The following is a 26,305-nucleotide window of genomic DNA, read 5'->3' on the forward strand; positions in this document are numbered from 1 at the left end:
GCGCGGCGGCAGGCGATACATAGATCGGACCGCAGCATCCCTCCAAAGCGTCAGGCATAGCGGCGCAGGCCGAATCCAACAGCCAGCAGCGCCAGGAAAAGCAAGGTCAGCAACAGGTCCTGCCGGAGCGGGCGCACGCCTTCGCGCTGGGCTCCGAACTGGGTCACTACGTAGAGCGGAAAGTCGCCGGCGGCTACGGCGACAACAGCACCCGGCATGCCGAAGAACTTGAAGCCGAGCGGGATGCCGATCAACATCGCCGCGCAATAAAGTGCGTTGCCGACGGCGTTATAGGTGGACTTACCCAGAGAGAAGAGCACCGGCTGCGTCGTGGTGTAGAGCAGGGTGTGCCAAAGCCCGACGGCCAGCACGGGAATCATCCACGAGCCTTCGTGGTAACGGGCGGGGTAAAACTTCAGGATGAGCAGATCGCCCCATACGACCATGGCTGCCAAGAGCACGGCACCCCCGGACAGCGCAAAACCGCGATAGCGCAGGAAGCGGCCCCGAAAGTCCGCCTGCGGCAGATGCATGAGCTTGGCGACGAACGGGAATCCGACACGCTGCGAGAAGGCGTTGATGATCGAGCGAGGTACGTCGGAGATCTGAAAGGCGATCCCGTAGATGCCAAGAGTGGTCAGGGAGACCATGCGGCCGAGCAGCAGGCGGTCGGCCTGCGAGGCGAAGAAGAAGAAGGCCGTGCCGAGAACGATCCACTTGCCGAAGTGAACGATCTCGGTGAGGCTCTTGCGATCGAGCGACCAGCGATTGCGGATGCCTGGCGTCACGGCGGGAATGTGGCTGAGTATCAGGCGATAGATGCCGGATACCAGGTTCCCCGCGACCAGCGCCCATACGGAGGGCCAGCGGTACGCCCACGCGACGGTGACGACAAGAGCGATGATCTGGGTCGAGAAGTCGATCGCGAAGAGGCGCCGCACGCCCAGGTGGCGTGAGAGTGTAAGGAACCCCGTGCTGTTGAAGCCGCCGATCACGCAGCTCAAGGCGAGTACCGCGAGAACACGCGTGAGGCTCGGGTCGCGATACCAATGGGCTGCGGGCGCTGCGATGACCATCGCGATGAGCCAAAGTGCAATGCCGCGACCGGCTTGCAGCGTCCAGGCGGTGTTGAGGAATCGGACGTCGTCGCCGCGTTCGCTTTGGATCACGCTGGGCCCAAGGCCGATGTCCGAGAGCAGTGTGATGCCGGTGATGAGCGTCGAGACGAGGATCATCTCGCCAAACGCGGTGGGTGCCAGCATCCTGGTGAGCACCAGGCTGTTCACCACGCGTAGTCCCATTGCCGCGCCGTAGGAGACGATGGTCCACGCCGCAGCTTTGATCGCTGCGGACTCTAGGAACGACACGACGGAACGTTCTGGACCGCTGGGAGGCTCGGGCGCAGGTTCCGCAACCTCGACCAGCACCTCCGGTTCCATCACCGAGGGCGTTTCGAGGAGAACTGTCTCGCCTGCCAGAGCACTTTCCATAGCTGTCTCAATGCCCCTTGGTTAGCCCGGAGGATATGGGCTGCATGCGCAGCGCGGTCCGGACTGCCGGCCGCATGGAACGATCGCTTCGGCAAGGATCGCTCGTTCCCGCAGCGAAGGGGATAGCCACTTCGTTGTATGTGGGGCAGGCGACTGGCGCAATTGCGAATGGCGGCAAGCGCGCAAGCTGTTGTGGCCGTGGTGGATAGCTGCGCCAAGGCAGGCCATGATTGATGCCTCTGCCAGACTGGTGGGGGGAGGAACGAACGTCGCCCCTGATATCACTTAGCGCGAAGCAGCCGGTGTCGCCCAGCGTTCGACCCGTACCTCGGGGAATTGCCCCTGGCCGGGAGAAAGCAGCGGCGAAGGCTTGCCGCGCAGACTTTCGTCGAAGAAGCCAAGGAGAAGGGCCCGCAGAACCTGTTGACTCCGCTGGGGATCGATTGGCCCGGTCATCTTGCCGTTTTCGATCTGTGGGAGGATGGGCTGGTCGCTGAAGTCTGCGTGCTGGGTGCCCTCGACGAAGACGCGCAGACCACCATAGTGCTCCAGGCTGTCACGGGTCAGCTGGAAGTCGAGGCGATCCATCCTGTCTTCGGTTCCGCGGAGCGCGGGCTGAGCTGATAGATCCAGCTCGCGCTGGCGGCTGACGTCCTCGTAGACCAGCATGATTCGCTGATCCGCATTTCGTTGATCGAGCCCCGCGAAGCTCCATCCATCGAGGTTCACGGCCGCGACGACGCGTGGATCGAGGCCGCAGAGCTGCAAGGCGGCTGCCCCACCGAACGAGTGGCCCCAGGCTCCGACGTGTTGGGTGTCCAGCCGGGCATGCAAGGGGTCGCGCGGGTCGTCGTTCAGTGCGGAGAGCTTGTCCAGCGTTGCGCGCATATCCGCCGCCCAAATGTAGAGCTGCTCATTCCAGTAGCTGATCTGCTGCTGGGCGGTGGCCTGGTTCCCGTACGGACCTTGCAGCTGTTGCGAGCCGTAGACGACCGTACCGTCGGCCAGCTCCATGCGCTCGGCGTTCAGCGGGTGATCGACTGCGGCGACTACGTAGCCGTGGCTGGCGAGCTCTTCGAAGGCGATGGTGTTCTGGGTGCGCTCGCCCCGCCAACGGGGGCTGAAGAGGAGGACACGCAGGGGCTCATGGGTTACGGCTACAGGAGCATTCCAGCGGGAGTGCGTGGGGACAGCTGCCAGATAGGCGTCTCGCCAGGTGGTCTCCTTGAGTCGACGAGCATTTGCGATTGGCGCGGCGGAAGGTACCGCGGGGTACCAGATCTGGACGACGAGCGGTCGAGTCCCTTGGGGATCGGGAGTCCCATCCAGAGCTCGGCCCGGCTCGTTCAGATAGAGGATGCGCGTGCCCACTGGATATGGCCCGGTAGGTTCGGGGAGGCTGAAACGGCGCGAGGCATAGGCCAGCGATGCGGCTGCGAGCAGCAGGATCGCGGCCAACGGAAGGATCACTCGCAAGGTTCGACCTCCGGCCCCTGAGCTAGTTCGGCAGCGGGGTCGTTCGCTCCAGCAGTACCACGTTGCCCTTCAGGTAGTCGACCTTCCACCGCGAGGTGTGCTCCAGGAAGTAGGCCAGTGGAGTGTCCTGCTCGAAGAGCACATAGCGGATCTTCTGTTGATCGAGCAGCTTCTCCGTGTCCTTGATGCGGATGATGTCGAGGTAGTCCTTGAAGGTCCCGTTGTATTCGAAGATGTCCACGCGCGAGTCGATGAAGTCAGGCGTATCGCGCAGGTGCCAGATCATGTAGCCTCCCCACAGGAAGCTGTTGAACACCTTGCCCTGCAGGTGCATCGCACGAAGCGAGGGGACTGCGTCAACGGGGAAGAGCGGCATTGCCTTCTGGGTGTCGGTGTCTTTGACCAGCACCGATTGCTTCACCGCCATGATGGTCAGTACCACCATCGTTGCGATGTTGAGCAGCGGCTTGGGCCTGTAGTTCTCTCCGCGTTTCACAGGAGGGAATCGCATGGCAAACGCTGGTGCAGCAGTGATCGCGAACATGTACAGGAAGCGCGAGTGACTCAGTGCGGAGTAAAGGCCCGCGCCCACGAAGGCGAGGTCGTGCAGTTCCCATTCGCGCTGCTTGTAGATCTGCCAGATGATGGCCACAGCGAGGAGGAGCAGCAGAATCTCACCGCGCACGGTGTGCACATCGACGGGCTTCCACTCCTCGACGTTCTCGATGTTCAGCTTCTGATGGAACGCCAGGTTGAAGGGATAAGCGACGAGCTTCCAGCCGTAGGGATTGACGAACAACGCTGCGACGCTCGCGAGGATCGCGCCCAGCATCGTGTTGCGCGTCTTCGCGTCCATGCCGCGGCTCGAGATCGCACTCCACTGAAAGCGGAACAGCGTTGTGGCGAAGAAGATGCCAAGCAATGCGATGCCGATGAGCCAGGATCCATGCGTGTTCACCCAGACGACGTAGAGCGGCGGCAGCAACCACGCAGCCGCAGGCCGTGGGTTCTCCTTGTCATACACGCACTCGAGGATGTACATCTCCGCCAGCAGGCACATCCAGCCGAACAGCAGCGTCCGCGGGCCGTACGACACGCTGGACAGGAACATGCCTGCCAGGGTCACCAGGAACGATCCCACCGCACTCTTCGAGCGGCGATAGCTCACGAGGTAGATACCTACGGTGACGATGGCGATCGCCACGGCGTTCACGAACCACACGCCCTTGCCGCCAGCCACGGTCCATCCCCAGTAGTAGGGAAGCTCCGCAATCCACTCGTGATTCATCCACGCGGCGTGCAGTGCGGTCGAGGAGAAGATGTCCTCGGTGATGAAGTGGTGGGTCTGCAGCAGAATCTGCGCGTCGCGAAGGTGCCACCAGATGTCTGGGTCGCTCATCGAGCGCGGCGTAACGATGAAGACCAATGCGGCGAGCGCGTAGCCCATCGTTACGGGCAGACTGAAGAGCTTGTCCTGCCATCTGCGTGTGTCCGGGGAGGTCATCCCACGAAGGATAGCCGAGGCTTCGAGCCGATGTGCACGAAAGAGACGCAGGTTACCTACCTTTGAACGGTCCATCGGTGCAATCGAGGACAGTGCGGAAGTTGCACGCCGGTACTGTACAGATCCGCACCGTGGGCCGATATAGAGGTGCAAAGCCGCACCGCTATTGGTCCGGCTGATGTTGCAGCCATGGCGAGGTCCACCGACTTCCACAGTTGGCGGAACCGATATCCAACGAACGGGTCAGGAAGCCGTCCCCGGTACGTACCATTACCAGGGTGCCTGATAGACCATTCAGGTGATTGAGATAACCCTGTCCTGGCCGATAACGTTGCGACAGATCGAGGGAGACGCAGAGTTCACCCGAGTGCCCCCACTCACTCCGTAGACCTCTCGGATCAATTCAAACTTTCAGGAGAAGTCACATGTCGTTCATCAAGAATTTCGTGCAGGAAGAGTCTGGTCAGGATCTCATCGAGTACGCGCTCGTCGCGGGTCTCATCGGTCTGGCCGCTGTTGCAGCTATGTCCACCCTCGCCGGCAAGATCGGCAACGCGTTCTCGAACGTAGGCAGCCAGCTCACCTCCGCGGTCTAGTTCTTTACACCTCGGTTGCTTCTCCTTGCGGCGGGTGGCTCGAATGCCACCCGCCGTTCAACCCTCACAAGTCTTTCGACAGACGAGAGGCAAACCGGAAGACCTGCAGCACACGACGGCCTGAACGCGTTGGCATCTGTGCCAGGGATTTCGCGCCCGCAACGATCGCAGGCTGGCGAGGATAGCAAAGGCGCCAGATCCAGGCCGCACGCTGGCCATAGGCAAATTCGGTTCTCCGAAACCGACAGTTGCCCGGACGCCTGACGATGAACGCCTTTGCCCCCAGGAGTGTGCTGCAATGAACTTTCGGCGAATGGCAACGGCCCTGCTGATTGGCCTGCTGATCTCAGGCACGTGTACTTTTCTTCTGAGCCGAGCGCTACGGTCCCGGTCCAACACCAAGGTTCCGGAGCTTAGCTACGTCGCTCCGCTGCGTCCGCTCGCCGCGGGGGAGACCATCAAGGCGGAAAGCCTGCAGATGGTCACATGGCCTGCAAGCCAGCCCATCCCCGATGGGTTCGTGAAACCGGACACCCTTATCGGCCGAGGGGTCCTCTATCCCATCGACAAGGGACAGCCGATCACGGAGAAGTTTCTCTCTGCCGCCGGCTCAGGCGCTGGCCTTGCCAGCAAGATTCCAGACGGCATGCGCGCCGTCGCTTTGCGCTCCGACGACATCGTCGGCGTTGCTGGCTTCCTTATGCCCGGTTCGCATGTGGACGTGCTGGCCTCGCTGCAGGTAAAGACAAAGGACGAAACAGTCCCGGTTACCGTCACCATCCTGCAGAACGCCGAAGTCGTCACCACCGGCCACCAGATTCAGCCCGACCCCGAAGGGAAGCCCGCGACCGTCAACGTGGTCACGTTGCTGCTGACTCCTGAAGATGCAGAACGCGCCGTGTTCGCGACGCAGCAAGGCCCCATTCACTTTGTGCTTCGTAGCGGTACGGACAAGTTGCAGGCCGACACCGGGGCCCCCATTCAGCTCGCTTCGTTGGTCGGCGGAGGTTTGAAGTCAGACCTGAACGGTTCAGCAAAGCCTGCCGCGCCGCGTCCTCATCCCGCCCCCGTTCATGTCGCTGAGCCTCCTGCATCCCTCACAGTGGAAACCGTCAGTGGCGATCATTCGACCACCGACACCTTCAGGATTGGGTCGCGATGAAGTCCGCTATCTCGAAGCACGCACTTAGCGCTGCCCTGCTCGCTCTCACCATCTGCGCCTCCGCCCAACAGCCGGCCAAGCCATTGCTGCTAGCGATCGCTCCCAAGGCCGTCCCTCCGGCTCCGGCTGCAGCCTCTGCGCCTGCAACGCCGGTATCCAGCCTTTCGCCAATGCCGTTGGCCGTACAAGCGGCATCCAGCACCGACACGCTGCACGTGCTCGTGGGGCAGTCCCTGATGTTGCATGACGTGAATCCCCTGCGGCGTATTTACGTAGGCAATCCCGCTATCCTGCAGACCTTTACCTCGGGGCCGCAGGAGGTGATCCTCACGGCAAAGGCCGCTGGCGTCAGCACGATGGTCGTCTGGGACACATCCGATCACTCGACGATGTACACGGTGCACGCCGACCTGGACACCTCCGGTCTGAGTCAGTCTCTCCATGCTGCCTATCCCCTCGACAGCATCACCGCGACCGCGACCGACGACCATGTGACGCTCTCCGGTACGGTCGCTACGGCGGAGGTCTCCGAAGCGGCGCTGAAGCTCGCAGGGATGTACAGCAAGGAAGTTGTCAACTCGCTGCGTGTAGTCCCTCTGCATGGCAAGCAGGTGCAGTTGAAGCTCACGGTGGCGGAGGTCGATCGCTCCAAGCTCGTGCAGTTCGGTATCAATCTCTCGCGCGCCTTCGGCGGTAGCGTCGGTACCATCACCACCGGCCAGTACCCGTCCTCTATCTCCGCGACCCAATCTTCGGGCTCGACGTCGGCTACAGCTACAGCCTCCAATGCGCTGAACTTCTTCTTCTATAACTTCGCGCATGGCTTTGGCCTCACCATGGAAGATCTCGAGACCGCGAACCTGCTTCAGATTCTCGCTGAGCCGACTCTGACGACGCTGAGCGGGAAGACTGCACGCTTCCTCTCCGGCGGTGAGTTTCCCGTACCCATCGTACAGGGGGGCACCGGCAACTCGACGGCGGTCTCCGTTCAGTTCAAGCAATACGGCGTAAAGGTGGAGTTTCTTCCTGTCGTCAACGATGACGGCACCATTCACCTTGTGGTGACTCCCGAGGTGAGCACGCTTGATTATGCGAACGCGGTGAGCATCTCCGGTTTCACCATCCCCGCTCTCGCTACGCGTCGCTCTGAGACTGAGATCGAGCTGCGCAGCGGTCAAAGCTTCATGCTCTCGGGGCTGTTGAACCACACCACCACTGACGTTCTGACAAAGGTGCCGGGAGCCGGCGATGTTCCTATCATTGGACATGCCTTCAAGAGCAAGAGCTTGACGAAGGGTGTCAGCGAACTCGTGATCCTATGCACGGCCGAGGTCGTCGATCCGCTGCACGATGCTCCCGCAACTTCGACGCCCAAGATGCCTGTCCCACCTCTCGATAATAAGAAGTTCGATAAGAACGTTGACAACGCCGAAAAGGCGTATCCGACGGCCCACTAGCTGGCGGCAACACCAACCAAAGAAGCGAGCAGAATGCCGACCGAGTCACAAAAATCGGAGACCAGCCAGGCAGTCTTCAGCGTCTGCGCGACGCCTGATGTCGCCAGCGCGACGGCAGCGGCGACGCAGAGCATCAGCGGCGCTGAGTTCGTTGGTGAGTTCCAGGAATACATCTCCGGAGAGAAGCGTCCACAGTTTCCCAGCATCATCAACAACGCGGACAGCGTCGTTGCGCTGATCGATTGCGACCGCAATCCCGAAGCCGCGCTGGAGACGATGGATCGCCTGCGCCAGATCTTCCAACAGCGCGTCTCCCTCGTTGCAATTGGCTCTCGCACGGAGACCGAGTTTCTGCTGCGCGCAATGCGTGTCGGCTGCGATGAGTTCCTGTCGAAGCCCCTCGACCGCCCAACCTTTATCGCAGCGTTGAACCGCTTCCAGCGCGCCCGCGTAAGTGCCTCGCAGGTGCAGCCGGGCAAGGGAAGGGTCCTGTCCTTCTTTGGCGTAAAAGGTGGCGTTGGCACCACGACGCTTGCAGTACACCTTGCCATGCATCTGGTGAAGAAGCATCGCAAGAAGGTCCTGCTGATCGACTATAAGCACGAACTCGGCCACATCGCGCTGCACCTTGGAATCAAGGAGAGCGCGTACTACTTCGATGAACTGGTTCGCAACGTCGATCGCCTCGATACAGATCTGCTTGAGAGCTTCGTCACGCGTCATCCCAGTGGCCTCGAAGTGATTCCATCTCCAGATGTGGTGGCTGCTCCCCGTGAGGTGCCGGCCGATGCGATTGCACGCATCATGGACGAACTGCGTCGCCGCTATGACTTCGTCCTCATCGATACGTCGATGCAGTACACGAGCACCACGCACGCGATGATGAGTTCCAGCGACCAGGTAGTACTGATCTCCACGCCCGATGTCGCTGCCTTGCGCGACCTGATCCGTCGAGTGGAGCACTACGCACTCATCGATGGCTTTACCGACAAGCTGAATGTCGTCATCAATCGCTCCACATCCGACGATGCCGTCAGCCAGCAGGATATCGAGAAGACGATTCACTTCCCGGTGTACCTCGCGGTACCAAATAACTACGCAGAGTTGATGCGCGCCATCAACGCAGGCGAGCCGGTCGCACCTGCACAGCGCGGGACGTTTAGTAACTCATTTCAGACATGGGCTTTCCGGTTGACCTCCGATGGCTCCCAGTCGATACAGGCCCCCGAGCCCGTCAAGAAGCGTTCCTTCTTGTTCGGGTTCTAGCCGGAAAGGACCTCTTTCATGGCCGATCAAACCCTTGTGATGACTGGGCCACCCCGTCCTCCGATCGCTACTGCCGAGATCCGCAGCAGCCTGCACCTCGCCGATACGGCTCGCTATCAGCTCAAGACGGACGTCCATCACGAGCTCATCAAACGTGTTGATCTCGAAGAGTTAGCCGGCCTTCAGAACGACGCGTCGGGCCGCTCCAAGCTTCTCGCGACGATCTCGCAACTCGTCGCTGAACAGAACATTCCGCTCACTGCCGCCGATCGCGACTCTATCGCAAAGGAAGTGATGGATGAGGTCTTCGGCCTCGGGCCACTTGAGCCGCTGCTCAACGATCACACGATCTCTGACATCCTCGTAAACACGTACAAGACCGTATACGTGGAGCGTCGCGGCCAGCTCGAAGAGACGAACGTCTGCTTCCGCGATAACGCGCACCTGATGCATGTGATCGACAAGATCGTTTCGGCTGTGGGGCGTCGCGTCGACGAGTCCTCCCCGATGGTGGATGCGCGTCTTCTCGACGGCTCGCGCGTGAACATCATCATTCCTCCGCTTGCTATTGACGGACCTCTGGTCTCTATCCGCCGCTTCGGCTCGACGCCTCTTGGAGTCGAGGACCTGCTCGCCAAGAAGGCGTTGACGCCTGGCATGATGGAGCTGCTCAAGGCTGCGGTGAAGTGCCGGCTCAATATCGTCGTCTCGGGAGGTACGGGCGCCGGTAAGACAACACTCCTCAACGTCCTCTCCGGCTTCATCTCGCCAGACGAACGCATCGTAACCATTGAGGATTCGGCCGAACTACAGATCAAGCAGCGCCACGTGGGGCGTCTTGAGTGCCGTCCTCCGAACCTCGAAGGGAAGGGCGCGATCCGCCAGCGCGAACTTGTCATCAACGCTCTCCGTATGCGGCCCGACCGGATCATCCTTGGCGAAATCCGTGGCGAAGAATGCCTGGACATGTTGCAGGCAATGAATACAGGCCACGATGGGTCCATCACCACCATCCACGCGAACACGCCTCGCGATGCCATTGCGCGTATGGAGACCATGACGATGATGGGCAACATCGCGCTGCCGGAGAAGGCCATCAAGGCTCAGATCGCGTCGGCCGTGCACCTCATCATCCAGGCTTCGCGCCTCAGCGATGGCACGCGTCGCATCACCCATATCTCGGAGATTACGGGAGCTACGAGCGACATCGTCAGCATGCAGGATCTTTTCCTCTTCGAGAAGCGCGGTGTCGATTCCAACGGCCGCGTGAAGGGCCGCTTCGTTGCCACAGGTGTGGTGCCCAGCTTCGACGAAAAGCTGAAGGCTGCAGGTATCCCCTTGCCGATGAGCATCCTCAATGAGGTCGTCGAGGTCTAGCTGATGGTCATCCTCTTTGGCGCATTCGCAATCTCGTTCCTCACCAGCGTCGCCCTGGTGCTCTTCGTCTCTGCTCCTGCAAATCTGCAGCGTGCCGTGCAGGAGCGCCTGGTCGTGCTGCAGAATACTGTTCCCGATGCTCCTGAGAATGAACGCTTGCATCTCGCAGATAAAGAGCCCAAGCGCAAGATCTCGGGCCGCATCACGGAATGGTTCAAGAGCTACCACTTCGCAGAGAACCTCGAACTGCTCATCATGTATTCGGGATCGAAGCAGTCGGTGGGCTCGATCATCCTGATGAGTGTTGGTGTTGCTGCTATCGCGGGCTTCATCGTCAACTGGTTTGATGGCCCTGCGTTCGTGGTTGCGGGGATCTCCCTCGTGGGCACCAGCTTCCCCTATTTCTTCCTGCGCTTCAAGAAATCCAGTCGCCTGAGGAAATTCGAGGCTGCACTGCCGGACGCGATCGACCTGATGGCGCGTGCCTTGCGTGCGGGACATTCCGTGGCCTCTTCGATTGAGGTCATCTCGGAACAGACGCCGCAGCCATTGTCATCCGAGTTCGCGCTTTGCTTTCAGCAGCAGAAGTTCGGCATTCCTTTCCGTGACGCGATCACTGCGATGGGCCAGCGTGTTCCTTCGCAGGATCTGCACTTCCTCATCACCGCGGTCCTTGTGCAGAAAGAGACTGGCGGTGATCTCTGCGACATCCTTGATCGCACCACGCATGTCATCCGTGAGCGCGGCCGCATCCAGGGCGAAATTCGTACCTACACAGCGCAGGGCAGGCTCACGGGGTGGATTCTTTCGGCACTCCCTGTCGCAATGCTCGGGCTCACGAACATCATTACGCCCGGGTATTCGAGCGTGCTGTTTCATGACCCCATGGGACAGATGCTGCTTGGAGCCGGAGGCGTATTCATCCTCCTCGGCGCCTTCATCATCTCCAAGATCGTCGATATCAAGGTGTAAGAACTCAAGGTGTAAATGACTATGGATACCCTGCTCTACATCATGATCACGATCACCGGCGTCTGTGGAGTCGGCATCGTCGCTGCGTTGATGATGCAGCGCGCCGCGCGCATGGTCAGTGAACGGGCGCTGGCCGTGATGCAGGGCCAGGATCTGAGCACGCCTTCCCTGAAGCAACAGCGCTCAAAGGCGCTTCAGGACCGCTTCTTTCAAGAGATCCGCAAGATTCGCGCACGCTTTGGCATGCAGGAGAATCCTGCTTTGCTGGAGCGGTTCGTCAGCGCGGGCCTTAACTCCGCGCGCTACGTTGACATCTACGTGGCAGCTCGGGTCCTTGGGCCAATCATCGCTCTCATCGCCGCAAGCTTCTGCCCCTGGAAGCGTGTCTTCCTGATGACCACCGGAGCGGGCTTCGCCTATCTCGCACCTGACATCATTCTGACGCGCATGGTGAAGTCGAGGCGGGAACGTATCCGCTCTGCCATCCCCGACGCTGTCGATCTTCTCGTCATCTGCGTGGACGCTGGGCTAGGCCTCGATCAGGCGATGCTGCGTTGCGGCCACGAACTAGGAAAGTCGCACCCGGATATCCAGCAGGAGTTCCTGCGCATCAATCGTGAGCAGCGTGCAGGCAAGCAGCGTATCGAGGCCTGGGCGTCCATGGCGAAGCGGAACCAGCTGCCTGAGCTCGATGCCTTCGTAAACATGCTGATGCAGACCGAGCGCTTCGGTACGCCGATCGCCCGTGCGCTTTCGCAGTTTGGTGATGGCATTCGCCAGAAGCGACGTCAGCGTGCTGAAGAACTGGCGGCGAAGACGACTGTGAAGATCATCTTTCCGCTCGTCCTCTGCATTTTCCCGAGCCTGTTCATCGTGTTGCTTGGCCCCCCGGGACTCAGCATCATGCGCACCATGGGCAGTGGACAGTAGTTCCGGTCTGCGTCCTTAGCAGTGCGTATGCAGGCGTAATGCGTACGCGGGTATCTCCGGTAGCTTCGGATCTGCAGCGCGTGACAGCGTTACGTGGAGGCCGAACTCGTCCTGATGGAACGCGACGGGATCACTGCTTCCGATCAGCTCGACGCGGCACACGGATCCATCGAGATAGGGATTGCCACGGAACAACACATGCATCGTGGCATCCCCATCGGCTGGCCAACCCATGAACAAGGCGTAGATGAGGCGGCCGTCCTTCGATTGCGTGTAACGAACGTTAGAGGACGTATAGGTCTGGATGTCGTGATTCTTCTCCTGTGAGTTCTTCGCAGCGACCGTTGGCCCCTCTCCAAAGACCGCAAAGGGCCGGGTGGCGTAGATGGCCTCGCCGTTGACTCGCAGCCACCCTCCCATCTCCCGCAGAACACTCTTGGCTTCGCCGGGGATTGTCCCATCGGCCTTGGGACCCACGTTGAGCAACAGGTTCCCGTTCTTCGCAACGGTGTCGATGAGCTGTTGAATCAACGAGCCAGCTGTCCGGTACTCGTCGTTCTCAACGTAACCCCAGGAGTGCACCGAGACCGACGTGTCCGTCTGCCACGGAAGCAAACGCAACGTATCGAGCTTGCCTCGCTCGATGTCGAGCGTAGCTGTGTTTGCGGGCATCGCCTCTTCTTTATAGGTCAGCACGGGCTTCACGCCTGATGCTGCCGATCGGTCGTAGTAGTATGCCGCGAACTGCTGCAATGCCGGCTTCATGGCCGGTTGTCCGATCCACCAGTCGAAGTAGATCAACTCCGGATGATAGCGGTCGACAACCTCTGTCGACTGCGCAAGCCACTGATCCAGGAAGCGCTGATCCGGAGGCACCCACAACTCGAGATGGCTTGCGTTCGGTTCGTGCGTCCAGTCCAAAGGCTTGCCAGCAACAGGAAACTTCATCGCGGCCGCGGGCCCATAGAGCAGCTCCGTCTGAGGCGTGCGGCTCCTCACGTCGGAATCAACGGCATTGCCGACCCCGTACCACCACCAGTGTTCCGCCGTGTGCATGGAAAGACCGAGGTGCATACCCCGCGCGCGCGCCGCAGCCGCCAGCTCGCCTGTGGTGTCACGCTTCGGCCCCATCTGCGCTACGTTGTAGGGCGTCATCTGCGAGGCGTACATCGCAAAGCCATCGCAATGTTCGGCCACCGGGACAACATAGCGCGCGCCCGCGGCAGAGAAGAGATCGATCCATTCTCCGGCATCGAAGTGTTCGGCCTTGAACATCGGGATGAAGTCCTTGTAGCCGAAGCTGGAGAGTGGGCCATAGGTCTTCACCTGGTGGTCGTGGGCTGGATTGCCCTCGATGTACATGTTGCGGGAGTACCACTCGTTTCCGAATGCCGGAACGGAGTAGACCCCCCAATGCAGAAAGATTCCGAACTTGGCATCACGAAACCAATTCGGAGTTTGGTATGTCGCGAGCGAATCCCACGCCGCGTGGAACGGCACCTTCTTGTTCGCGACTGAGGTCTCCGCGTGCACCTTTGCGGTCTGGCGCGCGATATTGCGCTCGTAGACCTCCCCTGGAGCTACCTTCTTGTCCTGCGCGATCGCAGGTTTGGTGAGCAGGCTCAAGATCAGCAGTGCGGCCAGTTTCATGGCGTCACCATAGCAGAGCAAGGGCAGCTTTGTTAGCTTGGGTGTCGCGAGGTTCAGATGATCTTTACCCGGCCGGTGACGGCGCTACTGCTTATCCTGGTTCTGAGGGAAGCGCATGCTCAACATCCCGAAGTGTCTGGGCAGTTGGCGTTTAGCTCCGCGCATTGGATCGCAGCTCCGTTCTCCACCGTGCGAGATGGCGCAGAGGAGGATGGGAGCCACCCATTGCCTGTGTTTCGCCGTACCTTCACTGTTCGTGCGCGGCCGGTGAAGGCGACCTTACGCATCGTTGGCGTAGGCCAGTGGGATGCGTGGATTGCAGACTCGCACGAGGCTCGGCCGGTCGCGTCCCCGGGACTTCATGGAGCTTGGACGGACTACCGCAAGACTGTTGCGTACGACACCCTGGATGTCACGCGGCTTCTTCATCCCGGTGCAAACGTGCTATCCGTGATGCTCGGAAACGGGATGTTCAACGTGCAGAAGACCTCACTTGAGGGTGCTCGGAAGGGTACGCGATACACCAAGTTCACGGGCAGCTTTGGAGCGCCGAAGCTCATTGCCTCGCTCGAGTTGAAGTACCGCGAGGGGCGGACCGAAGTAATCACGAGCGATTCGCAGTGGAAGGCTGCGCCAGGTCCGTTGCTCTTCGACTCCGCGTACGGAGGGGAGGACTTTGATGCGCGTCGCGACGATCCAACGTGGAAGCTGGCAGGGTTTGATGACCACGCATGGCAGAGTGCGAAAGCGGTGGACGGTCCCGGTGGAGAGCTCATTCCGGCAATCGCTCTACCCGTTGGCGTGCATGAGACGTACAAGCCTGTGAAGACGACGACCCTTGCGCCCGGGCGCGTTGTGTACGACCTCGGCCAGAACTTTGCAGGCATCGTGCGCATCAGCGTCCATGGCCCCGCAGGAGCGATTCTCCGGCTCACTCCCGGCGAGCTCTTGAATGCGGACGGTACTGTGAGCCAGGCCACGTTCCACGGACCCATGTGGTGGTCTTACACTTTGCGTGGCAGCGGCGACGAGGCATGGCAACCACTCTTCGACTACATGGGCTTCCGCTATGTCCAGGCAGATTGGGTCAAGTCGCCTTGGCCGTATAGCGAGCCCGTTGCACCCAATGCCGACGCCACCGTGCTCTCGATCAAAGGAATTGCCGAGCACACCGACGCGCGTGCGGTTGGCACCTTCGAGAGTTCCAGTGAAATGCTCAACCGCATCCACCACCTCATCCTTGCGGCGATGCATAACAACGAGGTGAGCCTGATGACCGATTGCCCGCACCGTGAAAAGCTTGGTTGGCTTGAGCAAACGCATCTGCAGGCTGACGGAATGATGTTCAACAACGATCTCCGCGCCCTGATGGCGGCGAACGACCGCAACATGGCGGACGCGCAATGGGACAACGGGATCGTGCCGACGATTGCACCCGAATACACGCGCTTCGGTTCCATCTACGGGAGCTTCGACGACTCTCCGGAATGGGGATCCGCTGCCATTCTGGAGCCGTGGTGGACGTACACCTTCTACGGGGATCGCGCGCAGCTGGAGAAGGACTATCCGATGATGCAACGGTACATCGCCGCGCTCGCGGGCAAGGCGAAGGGAGGCATCGTTGAGTACGGGCTTGGCGACTGGTATGACATCGGGCCCAAGCCGCCGGGCCTTGAGCAGCACACCACGCTCGGGGTGACGGCCACGCTGATGCTGGTGCAGGATGCGCAGACCATGGAATGCATCGCGACGCTGCTTGGACATGCCGATGAGGCCGCGCGATACGGGGACCTGGCGACCAGGACCGCAGACGCGTTCAATAAGCGCTTCTGGGACGAAGTGCACCAATGGTATGACACTGGCAGCCAGGCGGCGAATGCGATGCCACTCGCGATCGGCATCGTGCCGGCTGAGCATCATCAGGCCGTGCTCGAGCATCTCGTCGCGGACATCCACGCTTTGGGCGACCACACCAATGCAGGCGAGATCGGTTATCCCTATTTGCTTCGAGCATTGGCGAAGGAAGACCGCGATGATGTGATCCTTGCCATGTTGATGCGCAAGGATCCACCGAGCTATGGCTCCCAGCTGGAGGTTGGAGCGACGGCTCTCACCGAGGCATGGGATGCAAACCCGCACTCCAGCCAGGATCACCTTATGCTTGGCGGTGCAGAACAATGGCTGTACCGCAGGCTGGCGGGCATCGACTTCGATCGTTCGCGAGCAGATGAGGCGCAGCAGATCACGGTACATCCGATCGCACTGAGCGGTGTGGACTGGGTGCGCGCCGGCTTCGACTCATCGCTTGGGCACATCGAAAGTGACTGGAAGCGGGAAGGCACACGCGTGGCATATAGGATCACCGTACCTGCAGGTGCCCATGCGATGGTCGTGCTCCCCCCGCAGGCCGCTTCAGACGCGCGAGCACGGTTGCTAGCGAGCGAGTCCGCGATTCAGTCTCGCTTCCTGGTTGGAGCTGGGACATGGACGTTCAGCGCGCCTGCGAACTAGTGGGAGACGCTCACCATGGCTTTGATCGTGCGACGGCGATGCCTCGCAACTCGTTGGGCCACTTGCCGGAGACCGCGCAGTAGAAGTGATACAGAGCGCCGTCGTGAAAGATGATCGACGGCTTATGAGCGAAGGTCTCGTCAATCGTTCCTGGTGCGCCCGGTTCGATGAGCGGTTGAGGGACCTTGGTGAAGTGGTACGGATCGGCGCCAAGCGCAAGCAGCTCCTTCGCGCGTCCGGGCCGCGTGTAGCCGAAGCCGAAGTAGTACATCCCGAATCCGCCGCTGTGCGTTACGACATATGGATTGGAAGCGAAGCGGCCATCATCGCTGTCGCGTGGCCCATTGCTTAGGATCGGATTGTTCGCATACCGCGTCCAGTGCAGGAGATCGCGCGATGTTGCCACGCCCGACTGTTCACGCCAGCCTCCGCCTTCGCTCTTTGGCAGGGTGTCCGTCTTCGCGTTGTAGTAAAGGAAGAACGTGCCGTCCTGAGCTCGCAGAAGATCCGGGCGATAGAGCCCACCGTGCTCCCACGGAGCACCATCCTGTGGCATCAGGATGGGCTCAGTCAGCTGCCAGTGCTGCAGGTCCGACGAGGTTGCAAGTCCGATGACCGCGGCCCCAGATTCATAGCCTGCACCTGGATAGGCGTTCCACGCGGCGAGATATTTGCCATCGTGCTTCAGCGCATCCCCGGGGCCGTCAAGCCGCTTGTCGCGGAGGATACTGCTGATCGCGAGGTTGTATTTGGTCCACTTCGAAGCTGGATCGCGGGCCCCGACGAGCGCAACTCTCTCCCAGCGCAGCAGGTCCTTCGACCGCGCAAGGCCGGTCTGGTAGCCCGTTCCATCGAACCCGATATAAAGCATGTAGAACGTTCCGTTGGCGCGAAACACGATCGGATCATCGACCGCGATCTCGTCGAAGTCGCCCTTCCGACCGGTGCCACGCAACAGCAGTTCGGGATACTTGTAGGGCGTGCGATAGGGTTCCGCCGGATCCTTCATCGCGAAGGCTCGAGGCGCAATGGCGGAGGCTCCCGTCAGTAGAAAGCCATCTCGCATAAAGTTGCGACGAGTCGATTGATTCATGGCTTCTCCATCGTTAGAACCGCGACACCCTGTGGAGGTAACTGGACAGTGGTTTGAGTGCCGAGATGCCCGATCGAAGCATGCTCGAGGAGGTCACGATAGGTGCCAAGCAACTTTATCTTTCGAGGACTGGTCGCATGGTTGATGACCACGATCAGTCTGCGCGCACTGGGCTGTTCGCGATCACTGCGGACAGCCACCTCGACCTCGTCCGATGTGCTCTCGTCTATCATGGCAGGAGCCGTCATCCCGGACTGCGCGCGTCGCATGATCGAGTTGAGAGTGGCAGCGCTGGGAAGCGTCCCCAGATAAGCGATCGTGCCCATTCCCAACTTACGCTCCACCATCGCGGGCGCTTGATCCAGGAGTCCTCCAGGATCATCGTAGGCGAGTACAGCGTGCGTATCCGTACTGGTGAGTCGAAGCTTCTCGGCCCATGTGTCCGCTTGGCTGCCAGGTACGTCAGCCATTGAAGAAATCAGAGCGACTGGATGATCCAGCGCATAGAACTGGCTCACCTGTGCGCCGAGAGCGAATTGCAGCGGCCCGGGCTGACGATGCGGATCCAGCGCATCATTGTCGTCCTTCATGCCGGAGCGCGGACCCAGGATCAGCGTGCCGCCGGCGTGTACCCATGCCAGCAGCTTGTCCGCGAGCTCGTCGTCAATCACGTTCAGTGACGGCGCGACCAGGAGCTTGTACCTCGCAAGGTCCCCGCGCTTGGGATCAATGATGTCCACGGCCTCGCCGCGTTGTTCTGCAAGGTGCCGCAACGGCGCATAGAAGCGGCCGAGCACCTTCTCCTGGTCGTAGTTGCGATTGTGCAGTTGAAAATCCAAAGCCCACCGCGAATCATAAGTGTGGAGGAGTGCGATCTCCGCGTGCGGCGTGGTGTTTGCCAGCGCAGCCCTCACACGAAGAAAGTCTGCACCCAGCTTTGCGATCTCTGGATAAAGCGGAAGTGGTTCACCATCCGGCCCCACGAGCGAGCCGTGATACTGCTCCTGGCCATTGAGCGCCGGAGCCCACTGCCAATATAGGATCGCGTCAGCGCCGTGCCCGACGCCCTGCCACGCCACCGCACTCGTCTCCCCAGGGTCCAGTGCGTTGTTCAGTGATGACCAGTTGACGAAGCCGGGTTGCGTCTCCATGATCCAGAAGTTCTCACGCTTCCAGCCCCTGACGAAGTCATCAAGCATCGCATTCTTTATAGCGTCGAGATGCCCTGAGCCCACATAGTCGTCCCAGCTTGCAATGTCGAGGTCTTCGCTGATTGCATAGTGGTCCCAGTTATCCGACCAGGCGAGCCCGCCAATGTTCGTCGTGATGAATTGATGGGAGCTGATGAGCGGACGCAGCGCATCGATCTGATTGCGTTGGAAGCTGCGCCATGTTGCCGTTACAAAGTGTTTGTGCTCGAGCAGGAGGCCAGGATTGCCGCTGCCAGTCGGAAGTGGAATCTGCGACCAGTCGCTGTAGGTTTGTGACCAGTAGGCTGTCGTCCAGCGCGCATTCAGTTCTTCTAACTTCTTATAGCGCTCCCGCAGAAACTGCTGAAACATGGTGCGCGTTGCGGGATCAAAGCTCTCGTCCGTGTATTCGTTTCCGATTTGCCAGCCAATGACATTCGGATTTTTCCCATACCGTCGCGCCATCTCGATGACGATGCGCGCGCAGAATCGGCGATAGAGCGGGTTTGCGTAATTGAATTGCCGGCGCATTCCAATCGTGTCCCGCCGGCCGTTAGCGCTGAACCGCAAGGTCTCGGGATAGCGCTGGGTGAGCCACGCGGGCGGCGCATCGGTGGGTGTTCCAAGTACGACGGCGATGTGGTGCTGAGCAGCCAGCGCAATCGCGCGATCCAGCCAGCGGAAGTCGTATCGACCCCGGGCCGGTTCCATCGAGGACCAGGCAAACTCGCCGATGCGGACGACGCTGAAGTGAGCCTGCTCCATCAGGGCAACGTCATGTTCCCAGCGCGACTCAGGCCACTGTTCTGGATACCATGCAGCACCGAGTAGTGGGGCGTTTCGCGTCTCGTACGAGGTGGATTGCGCATGGAGCGTCGCGGACGCGCGACCGATGGTGATCGCAAGGACAACCCACCGTGTCACAGTGCGGAATGCGGCGCGAATAGGAGAACGTTGCAAGGAATTCGGTCGAGAGGTTACGTCGTCGATGCCTTTAGGGTAAACGCATCGGGGACGCGCCGGTGCGCTACCCTGTTCCGCCATGCGGTGTCATGCGCGAACATGACATCATGGCGATACGATTTCTTCTCAGAAGAGCAGAACCGATCTTTACTCCGGGCACGTGGCCACGATAGAAGTACGGAACCTGATCGTCGCAGTAGGCCGCACTCCTGGCGGCTGCACGGGCATCCTGCAAGTGGGATGAGGAGAGGACCGAATCGGATGGCACAGACCCTTGCGTTGATTCACACCAGCCCCACGCTCACCCCTATGTTCACCGCGCTATGCGCCGCGGAGATGCCCGACGTGCAGATCTTCCACATGGTGGACGAGAGCCTCATCAAGGAGACGGTGCGTGCCGGTAGCCTTCAGCGCCGCACGATGCGGAGGCTGCTGATGCAGGTGGAGTCCGCCGTGGCGACGGGCGTGGATGCGGTGCTGATCACATGCTCGTCGATCGGCCCTGGAGTAGCGATTGCGCAGCAGCTCTTCGATACGCCCGTGATCCGCATCGACGATGCCATGGCGGAAGAAGCGGTCCGGCTCGGAACGCGCATTGGAGTGGCCGCGACACTGAGTACCACGATGTCTCCTACCGTGGCGCTGCTTCGAGCCAGGGCCGCAGAGCTGGGCAAGGAGATTGAGATCGTGGAGGCACTGGCCGAGGGTGCCTTCGACGCGGTGCTTGCGGGTGACGTCGAAACGCACGACCGCATCCTGACACAGACTCTGCTGCAGGAATTGCAGCAGGTAGATCTCATCGTGCTGGCGCAGGCCTCCATGGCTCGCGTGGTCAAGGCCCTGCCTGAAGGTCTTCTGAAGCCGCAGGTGTTGGGCTCTCCGGAGCTCGCGGTGAAGCGCACGCGCCGCATACTCGAAGCCGCGCGAAAGCCGGCTTTCTCCGAGGTCATGGTTTGAGCCAGCAGAAGATGAGCTGCCGCAACAAGGTTCTCGCGTTCCTCTGCGCACTCAGTGTCATTACCTTTGTCGACCGTCTCGCGATCGCGGTCGCGGAACCTGGGGTGCGTTCCGACCTTGGACTTTCGCCTTCGCAATGGGGCTGGGTCCTCAGCGCCTATGTGCTCGGCAATGCGCTCTTCGAGATTCCATCGGGCGCGCTCGGCGACAAGCACGGTCAGCGCCGTGAGCTCACGCGCATCGTGGGATGGTGGTCTGTCTTCACGGCTGCGACAGGCTGGTGCCGGAGCTTCTGGCAGATCGTCAGCGCGCGCTTTCTCTTCGGCGTGGGGGCGGCTGGAGCGTATCCCAACGCAGCGGGTGTCGTGGCACGCTGGTTCCCGCGGCAGGAGCACGCGCGCGCGCAGGGATTTATCTGGGCGGCGAGCCGATTCGGCGGCGCGCTCGCGCCTTTGTTGCTCGTGCCGCTTGCGCACGTACTCGGCTGGCGCGCCGTCTTCTGGGTGCTCGGTATCGTGGGAGTTGGCTGGGCCATCGCGTGGTGGATGTGGTTTCGTACGGACCCTGCGGACATGCCCGGCATCACCGCCCACGAGCTCGATGTGATTCACTCCGGGGGAGCCCACGTGAAGCAGCATCATGCGATCCCCTGGGCCGCACTGCTACGTCTACGCAACCTCAATCTGCTCGTCGTTGCGTACTTCTGGTACGGATGGGGAAGCTGGTTCTTCTTCGGCTGGTTCGCCACCTGGCTGGTCCGTGGAGCACACTTTACTTCTGCGCAGATGGGTGTGTGGGCGTCGTTACCGTTCTTCGTCGCGATGCTTGCGAACCTCGTTGGTGGCTTCGTAAGTCGTCACCTGGTCATGCGAGTTGGAGCCGTAAAGACCTATCGCGCGTTGACTTCTCTGTGTCTTCTTTGCGGAAGCGCCTTGTTGCTCGCGATGAGCTGGGCAACCGGACATGCACCGATCGTGATTCTCGCAACGCTGGCCTTTGGTGTCATGGACCTGATGCTGCCTTCTGCATGGGCGATGTGCATGCGCCTCGGCGGGGACTACGGCGGGACCGCGACGGCTCTGATGAATACAGCAGGCAACCTGGGGGGCTGGGTCAGCGCTGTGCTCTTTGGTTACGTCGTGAAGGCAACCGGCAACTACGAGCTCCCGCTCCGTTGCATAGCGATCGCAGTGCTCGCCGCTGCAGTCCTCTTTGCCTGCGTGGACGTGTCCCGAGGCATGAGCACGGAGCCAGCGCTGGACTAGTCTCCGCGGGCCTTTGCGAAAAAGTCCGGTGCTCCAACCTGGCCTCCTTTGAGGACGAGTTCGAACGGGCCTCCGTCTTTCATGTCGCGATGTGCGAGGCAGAGTGGTGCACCGGGATCGAGCGATGCCAGCCATGTCAGTGCCGTGACCTCTAGCTCCTGTACCGCGTGAGAGCTCGTATCTCCGCCACAAAAGACGACACGCTGAACCGCAGTACGCTTCAGCAACTCGATCGCCAGTTGGCCCAGAGATGCTCCAAGAGCCGCACCCTCCGGCTGTTCAGGCGACTCACCAACCGCGGTGTAGATCAGGACGTCTCGCGCGGCGTTCAGTGCTTCGGCAGCCTCTGCAATCACGAGCGCGCGAGTGGCCCCGTTGGCAGAATCAAGCCACACCGATGGATCGATTCGAATGCCGTGAAAGCCGTTCTGCACCGACCACTGGATCTGCCTTGCAGTGGCCGCTGAGCAGGATCCACTGAGCACCAGCAGTGGCGAGGTTGGACTGACCTCTGTGGAAGATGGAGATGTTTGCAAGAGTCCGTCCCCGTCCCATGCCCGCAGCAATGCCGAGGTCAAGCCCGAGCTCGAGGCTGAGAAGATCGGGCCTGCCTTGCCCTTCGCCCATAGGACGGTACCGATGCAGGCCAGCGACATCGCATCCACTGTGTCGAACAGCACGACCTGAACGCCTTCCTCCAGAATCGCCTGCAGGGCTGCTTGCGTCCGCTCAGTCGATGCCAGCGCATCGTGCGGCATGTGCCCGACGCGTATGTCGCTCTGATGCGAGAGATGCTTCGCAAGATCCGGCTCACGCATCGGCGTCACGGGATGCCGGCTCATCGGATGCCGATCGATCCGATGAATCATGCCATCGGGCGCGGCTGCGAAGAGGCGGCCATCCATCACATAACGTCGCAGATGAGGCGCGCCGACCACGATGGGGACGAACTCCGGCGCAAACGTGCGCAAACCAATCTCGATGGCGCGACCAATGTTCCCTACCTGTCGTGATGAGTCAAACGTGCTGCACACCTTGTAGTGCGTGATTGGCGCTCCGAAGCTGCGCAACGCCTCGAACAGCCTGGGCAGGTGTTGGTCCATCCACTCCGGCGTTTGAGATCGCGCATCGCCCGCGACACCAAAGGCCCGCAGCCCGGGGAAGTGGTCCAGCTGTTCCGGCGTTGGCGGAGCGAGAAACAGCGCCGCAGGCACGCCTCCCAATGCGAGCTGCTCGAGAATATCGGTCGAGCCGGTGAAGTCGTCGCCATAGAAGGTGTACAGCAGCGAAGGGTCGTTCATGCTCAAGCCCCGAACGTTGCAAGCGCTGCCGCAAGCTCAGGATGGCTCGCGGCATACTCTCCGAGCGCCATGCCTGCGGCCGCTGCATCCCATGCCTGTTGCAGGCTGCGTACTCCCGCGGCGGCGCCCATGGGATGTCCTAGGATCCCACCACCGGCCGCAAAGATGAGGTCGGTGGTCCCAATCGCTGCGTAGGTTCCAGGAGCCTGCCGTGCTGATTGGCCGGACGAGAAGACTGGCATGATCTCGCAGCCTGGATTCGGCGGCGCGAACATCGGCGTCAGGCACTCGCGCGCCGACGCGATCACCGACTCATCGCTCTCGCAGAACTTGTTCTGCAGTCCGTTGACGTGCAGATGATCGACGCCTGCGAGGCGCCATAACTTTTGTGCCGCGACGAAGCTCATGCCCAGCGCCGGCGAGCGGCCCATCATGCCCCAACCGTTGCGATGGCCGTGGATCACCAGCTGCGAATGTTTGCGGAAGGCTGTCATCGCAGGCAGTCCTACGGAGTGAATGCTGATCATCGCGCAGGTCCCGCCGTGGCTCACAAGATGATCATGCCGAGACAGCATCTCGTCCAGTTCGCCCGTGACGTTCGCCGCGTACATCACCTTGCGGCCGGTGCGGTCGAAGATCTCTCGAAGTACGGCGAGCACCGCTGATGTGCGCTCTACGAACGGGCATCGAGGGCCATCGCTCTGCAGCTCATCATCTTTGATGAAGTCGACGCCCGCCTCAGCGAGCACCCGCACTTGTTCTGCCGTCTGCGTCGGGACCATGCCAACGCTGGGCTTGATGATGGTACCGATGAGCGGACGTCCGTAAACGCCAGTCACCTCGCGTGTTCCTGCGACACCAAACTGCGGTCCCTGGTAACGCGTAAGGAAGGCAGGTGGGAGAGTGAGATCAAGCAGCTTGAGCCCGGAGAACGCGCGCAGCTCCGAGAGGTTTCCTGCCACAGTCGCGAGCAGGTTCGGTAGCGAAGGCCCTATGTTGTGCAGAGGCCACGAGAGCGTCACCTGCGCTGTGCGGCGCACACCATCCCAGTTCGCTGGAGTGCCGCTGCCAGGAAGGCTGGGTTCCACTGTGGGCAAGCCCTCAACGATGCTCTCAACGCGCGCAGCGAACTTCTCACGCAGCTCTTCTGTCTCTCCAGGAACGCGCAGAAACGTACCCGTCGACTGCTCGCCGGCCATGGTTGCCGCAGCCTGCTCGAGAGGGAATGCCGTTTCGATAAAGTAGCGGGCGAAGAGGCGATCGTTGCTGTTGCTTGTGCTCATCTGATCTCTTTGTTCACGTCCCGTGGAAGTCATGCCTTCGTGAAGTAAGCCGTGTACGTCTGGTTCACGATGCGATGCAGCGGCACATACACCGTGCTTATGCCCGCGACTGTCTCGGTGAAGGTGTCGGCGCCGGAAGGCTTCAGGCTTGCCGGTAGCACACGCCGTCCAGGCTGCGCCTGTTTCGCTCCTTCGATAGCCACGTACTGAACGGGTCCTCGCATCAGCGCGACGGTATCGGGATGTTGTTCATCAACGGCCTCCATGCGGAAGTCCTGGGGCACTTCGAGTTCGATCACATCTCCGCTATGCCACGTTCGCTTGATCGCAGCAAAGCTTCCGGTCGATGCGTTGAGAGCTACGCTGCGCCCGTTGATCTTCAAGGATGCCGGCCGCGCCAGCCACGCAGGGAGCCGGAGGTACAACGTGTATTCGGCGCTGCGATCCGCCGTGAGCGCTATCGCCACGTGATCCGTGGTTGGGAACTCCGTCGTCTGTTCAAGTGTGACGTTAGCTCCTCGAGCGTTAAACCGCACGCGTGAAGGAGTGTAGAGCGTCACGTAGTAACCATCGTCAGAGGTAAAGCCCAGGTTGAGCGGATAATCCGCCACCGTCTGTACAAGAGTGCCGGAGCAGCACGGCCACTTCTTCTGGTAATACACCTTCACCGCACCAGGCGAATACGTCGAGTAGTAGAAGTACCCTCCATCGGAGTCCGGCGGAAGGGATGCAAGAATCGTGTTGAAGAGCACGCGTTCAAGATAGTCGGCATGTGCCGTCGAAGTCGGCCGCGCGCTGCGAAGAAGATAGCGGCTCAACTTGGTCGCGGCATAAGAGCCGCATGGTGTCTCGAAGTGATCCTGCGTCGTCGAGAGCGCCGCGAATAACTCGCCGCGATGAGGCGTAATCAATGTCTCGTTGGGGCCGTAGCCGCCGGAGGCGTAAGCCTGCGTCGAGGTGAGAAGTGTGAACGCCCTCTGCATCGCGTCGCGGTACATGGTGTCGCCGAGTTCCGCATAGGCGCGGCCCGCGGACGACAGAGCCATCACGTGCGAGTAGGCATGCTGGCCAGGGAACGGATCCTCGCCGCGTGCCAGCGGAGCAAACATTTCGCGATCGAGGAGGTAACGTTGCGCATAGTCGCGCAAGCGAGGGTCGCCGGTCAACGATGCACCGGCAAAGAGGTTCTCCGGCATGACGAAGGTCTCATCATAGGGCGGGTTCTTCTTGCCGATGCGATCGCGACCCTTCGCGGGCAGTAATCCCTGCGCTCCATCAAAGACTCGCGTCAGCAGCCCTTTGGCGGAGTTGTCATCCGTGAGCGTTGCCGCATCGATGAGGCCGCAGAAATGCTTGTCCAGGGTGTAACAGACCCACAGATTGGTCTGCGGCCGAAGGATGCTCTCGTTCTTCGGACCAAGCGTTTCTCCGAAGCCCGCGACGAGCGCCTGCGCCTTGTCGCGGGCAGCGGCGTCGCCGGTGCTCGCACTGATCCGTGACAACCCCGAGATGTATTGGCCGAGGGCATGTCCCGGCACGAAGCCATCGGTGTCGTACCACCCGCCCATGTCGGCGCCAGGTGCAGTAAGCCCCGCGCGCTGGCGGTAAACCTTCAGCAACCGGTCGTTTGAGAGCGAGAGGAAGTGGGCATGTACCGCATCGTAGTGCGCTGCAAGTGGACCACCCGTGAGCTGCGCATCGGCGTATGCGAGCTCCGTCAAGGGCTCGCGGCCTGCAGGGGCGGTGGTCTCAGCGAAAGATGGCATGGACACGCTCGCCGAGAGCGCCGCTGTGGTCTTCAGGAAGCTTCGCCGCGTTAGCGCCATGTTCCCCACTCCCTTTGATCTGTCTCACATGCACTC

At 60.9% G+C, this 26,305-nt stretch carries 19 protein-coding genes; 10 read left to right on the top strand and 9 right to left on the bottom strand.

Annotated features, from left to right (window positions below; genetic code table 11):
* Positions 1-50 precede the first annotated feature (50 nt).
* The 3 genes from C4S68_RS16395 to C4S68_RS16405 all read right to left on the bottom strand — a co-directional run bounded on the left by C4S68_RS16395 (position 51) and on the right by C4S68_RS16405 (position 4,545).
* Positions 51-1,490, bottom strand: coding sequence for an oligosaccharide flippase family protein (locus C4S68_RS16395; protein ID WP_103934193.1), 1,440 nt, complete (start codon positions 1,488-1,490; stop codon positions 51-53).
* Positions 1,491-1,775: 285 nt separating this feature from the next.
* On the bottom strand, positions 1,776-2,960 hold the full coding sequence (locus C4S68_RS16400) for an alpha/beta hydrolase family protein (protein WP_103934194.1): 1,185 nt from the start codon (positions 2,958-2,960) through the stop codon (positions 1,776-1,778).
* A 28-nt stretch (positions 2,961-2,988) separates the two neighbouring features.
* On the bottom strand, positions 2,989-4,545 hold the full coding sequence (locus tag C4S68_RS16405) for a hypothetical protein (RefSeq protein ID WP_146072186.1): 1,557 nt from the start codon (positions 4,543-4,545) through the stop codon (positions 2,989-2,991).
* 350 nt (positions 4,546-4,895) lie between these two features.
* On the opposite strand from C4S68_RS16405, the gene C4S68_RS16410 reads away from it, so the two are divergent.
* From C4S68_RS16410 to C4S68_RS16440, 7 genes are all read left to right on the top strand, one after another.
* Complete coding sequence (locus C4S68_RS16410) at positions 4,896-5,066, top strand: Flp family type IVb pilin (protein ID WP_103934196.1); 171 nt, start codon at positions 4,896-4,898, stop codon at positions 5,064-5,066.
* A 298-nt stretch (positions 5,067-5,364) separates the two neighbouring features.
* Positions 5,365-6,228: a Flp pilus assembly protein CpaB gene (gene cpaB, locus C4S68_RS16415; RefSeq protein ID WP_103934197.1), complete on the top strand. Its 864-nt coding sequence runs from the start codon at positions 5,365-5,367 to the stop codon at positions 6,226-6,228.
* Complete coding sequence (locus C4S68_RS16420; protein WP_103934198.1) at positions 6,225-7,685, top strand: type II and III secretion system protein family protein; 1,461 nt, start codon at positions 6,225-6,227, stop codon at positions 7,683-7,685. The genes cpaB and C4S68_RS16420 overlap by 4 nt, the downstream gene beginning before the upstream one ends.
* Before the next feature lie 33 nt (positions 7,686-7,718).
* On the top strand, positions 7,719-8,951 hold the full coding sequence (locus C4S68_RS16425) for an AAA family ATPase (RefSeq protein WP_103934199.1): 1,233 nt from the start codon (positions 7,719-7,721) through the stop codon (positions 8,949-8,951).
* Positions 8,952-8,969: 18 nt separating this feature from the next.
* Complete coding sequence (locus tag C4S68_RS16430; RefSeq protein WP_103934200.1) at positions 8,970-10,328, top strand: CpaF family protein; 1,359 nt, start codon at positions 8,970-8,972, stop codon at positions 10,326-10,328.
* Positions 10,329-10,331: 3 nt separating this feature from the next.
* Positions 10,332-11,300 (top strand): type II secretion system F family protein, encoded by a 969-nt coding sequence (locus tag C4S68_RS16435; RefSeq protein WP_103934201.1) that lies wholly within the window; start codon positions 10,332-10,334, stop codon positions 11,298-11,300.
* Positions 11,301-11,315: 15 nt separating this feature from the next.
* On the top strand, positions 11,316-12,230 hold the full coding sequence (locus C4S68_RS16440) for a type II secretion system F family protein (RefSeq protein ID WP_235011658.1): 915 nt from the start codon (positions 11,316-11,318) through the stop codon (positions 12,228-12,230).
* A 15-nt stretch (positions 12,231-12,245) separates the two neighbouring features.
* Here the strand turns inward: C4S68_RS16440 and C4S68_RS16445 are convergent, their stop codons facing one another.
* Complete coding sequence (locus C4S68_RS16445) at positions 12,246-13,880, bottom strand: alpha-L-fucosidase (RefSeq protein ID WP_103934489.1); 1,635 nt, start codon at positions 13,878-13,880, stop codon at positions 12,246-12,248.
* A gap of 231 nt (positions 13,881-14,111) precedes the next feature.
* Between C4S68_RS16445 and C4S68_RS16450 the strand changes: the two genes are divergently transcribed.
* Positions 14,112-16,391 (top strand): alpha-L-rhamnosidase, encoded by a 2,280-nt coding sequence (locus C4S68_RS16450; protein WP_235011691.1) that lies wholly within the window; start codon positions 14,112-14,114, stop codon positions 16,389-16,391.
* Positions 16,392-16,401: 10 nt separating this feature from the next.
* Here the strand turns inward: C4S68_RS16450 and C4S68_RS16455 are convergent, their stop codons facing one another.
* Both C4S68_RS16455 and C4S68_RS16460 read right to left on the bottom strand, forming a co-directional pair.
* On the bottom strand, positions 16,402-17,484 hold the full coding sequence (locus C4S68_RS16455) for a glycoside hydrolase family protein (protein WP_103934204.1): 1,083 nt from the start codon (positions 17,482-17,484) through the stop codon (positions 16,402-16,404).
* Positions 17,481-19,598, bottom strand: a complete 2,118-nt coding sequence (locus C4S68_RS16460) for a beta-galactosidase (protein ID WP_268807294.1) — start codon at positions 19,596-19,598, stop codon at positions 17,481-17,483. Before C4S68_RS16460 ends, C4S68_RS16455 begins: the two co-directional genes overlap by 4 nt.
* A 300-nt stretch (positions 19,599-19,898) precedes the next feature.
* Here C4S68_RS16460 and C4S68_RS16465 point away from each other — a divergent pair, with 300 nt between their 5' ends.
* Complete coding sequence (locus tag C4S68_RS16465; RefSeq protein ID WP_103934206.1) at positions 19,899-20,594, top strand: aspartate/glutamate racemase family protein; 696 nt, start codon at positions 19,899-19,901, stop codon at positions 20,592-20,594.
* Positions 20,595-20,605: 11 nt separating this feature from the next.
* Positions 20,606-21,859, top strand: a complete 1,254-nt coding sequence (locus tag C4S68_RS16470; protein ID WP_146072187.1) for an MFS transporter — start codon at positions 20,606-20,608, stop codon at positions 21,857-21,859.
* Here the strand turns inward: C4S68_RS16470 and C4S68_RS16475 are convergent.
* The 3 genes from C4S68_RS16475 to C4S68_RS16485 are packed head-to-tail and all read right to left on the bottom strand — an operon-like array spanning position 21,856 to position 26,269.
* Complete coding sequence (locus C4S68_RS16475; protein ID WP_103934208.1) at positions 21,856-23,160, bottom strand: four-carbon acid sugar kinase family protein; 1,305 nt, start codon at positions 23,158-23,160, stop codon at positions 21,856-21,858. The genes C4S68_RS16470 and C4S68_RS16475 overlap by 4 nt on opposite strands.
* 2 nt (positions 23,161-23,162) lie before the next feature.
* Complete coding sequence (locus C4S68_RS16480; RefSeq protein ID WP_103934209.1) at positions 23,163-24,443, bottom strand: ribulose-bisphosphate carboxylase large subunit family protein; 1,281 nt, start codon at positions 24,441-24,443, stop codon at positions 23,163-23,165.
* A 29-nt stretch (positions 24,444-24,472) separates the two neighbouring features.
* The gene (locus tag C4S68_RS16485) at positions 24,473-26,269 is read right to left on the bottom strand and encodes a beta-L-arabinofuranosidase domain-containing protein (protein ID WP_103934210.1); all 1,797 of its coding nucleotides are present in this window, start codon (positions 26,267-26,269) and stop codon (positions 24,473-24,475) included.
* Between the last annotated feature and the right edge of the window lie 36 nt (positions 26,270-26,305).

Source organism: Bryocella elongata (assembly GCF_900108185.1).
GTDB classification, from domain to species: Bacteria; Acidobacteriota; Terriglobia; order Terriglobales; family Acidobacteriaceae; genus Granulicella; species Granulicella elongata.

Bases quoted from the DNA above. Each gene is read 5' to 3' on its own strand.
- C4S68_RS16395 (WP_103934193.1), bottom strand. From the start codon at position 1,490: ATGGAAAGTGCTCTGGCAGGCGAGACAGTTCTCCTCGAAACGCCCTCG.
- C4S68_RS16405 (WP_146072186.1), bottom strand. From the start codon at position 4,545: ATGGACCGTTCAAAGGTAGGTAACCTGCGTCTCTTTCGTGCACATCGG.
- C4S68_RS16410 (WP_103934196.1), top strand. From the start codon at position 4,896: ATGTCGTTCATCAAGAATTTCGTGCAGGAAGAGTCTGGTCAGGATCTC.
- cpaB (WP_103934197.1), top strand. From the start codon at position 5,365: ATGAACTTTCGGCGAATGGCAACGGCCCTGCTGATTGGCCTGCTGATC.
- C4S68_RS16420 (WP_103934198.1), top strand. From the start codon at position 6,225: ATGAAGTCCGCTATCTCGAAGCACGCACTTAGCGCTGCCCTGCTCGCT.
- C4S68_RS16425 (WP_103934199.1), top strand. From the start codon at position 7,719: ATGCCGACCGAGTCACAAAAATCGGAGACCAGCCAGGCAGTCTTCAGC.
- C4S68_RS16430 (WP_103934200.1), top strand. From the start codon at position 8,970: ATGGCCGATCAAACCCTTGTGATGACTGGGCCACCCCGTCCTCCGATC.
- C4S68_RS16435 (WP_103934201.1), top strand. From the start codon at position 10,332: ATGGTCATCCTCTTTGGCGCATTCGCAATCTCGTTCCTCACCAGCGTC.
- C4S68_RS16440 (WP_235011658.1), top strand. From the start codon at position 11,316: ATGACTATGGATACCCTGCTCTACATCATGATCACGATCACCGGCGTC.
- C4S68_RS16445 (WP_103934489.1), bottom strand. From the start codon at position 13,880: ATGAAACTGGCCGCACTGCTGATCTTGAGCCTGCTCACCAAACCTGCG.
- C4S68_RS16455 (WP_103934204.1), bottom strand. From the start codon at position 17,484: ATGAATCAATCGACTCGTCGCAACTTTATGCGAGATGGCTTTCTACTG.
- C4S68_RS16465 (WP_103934206.1), top strand. From the start codon at position 19,899: ATGGCACAGACCCTTGCGTTGATTCACACCAGCCCCACGCTCACCCCT.
- C4S68_RS16470 (WP_146072187.1), top strand. From the start codon at position 20,606: ATGAGCTGCCGCAACAAGGTTCTCGCGTTCCTCTGCGCACTCAGTGTC.
- C4S68_RS16475 (WP_103934208.1), bottom strand. From the start codon at position 23,160: ATGAACGACCCTTCGCTGCTGTACACCTTCTATGGCGACGACTTCACC.
- C4S68_RS16480 (WP_103934209.1), bottom strand. From the start codon at position 24,443: ATGAGCACAAGCAACAGCAACGATCGCCTCTTCGCCCGCTACTTTATC.
- C4S68_RS16485 (WP_103934210.1), bottom strand. From the start codon at position 26,269: ATGGCGCTAACGCGGCGAAGCTTCCTGAAGACCACAGCGGCGCTCTCG.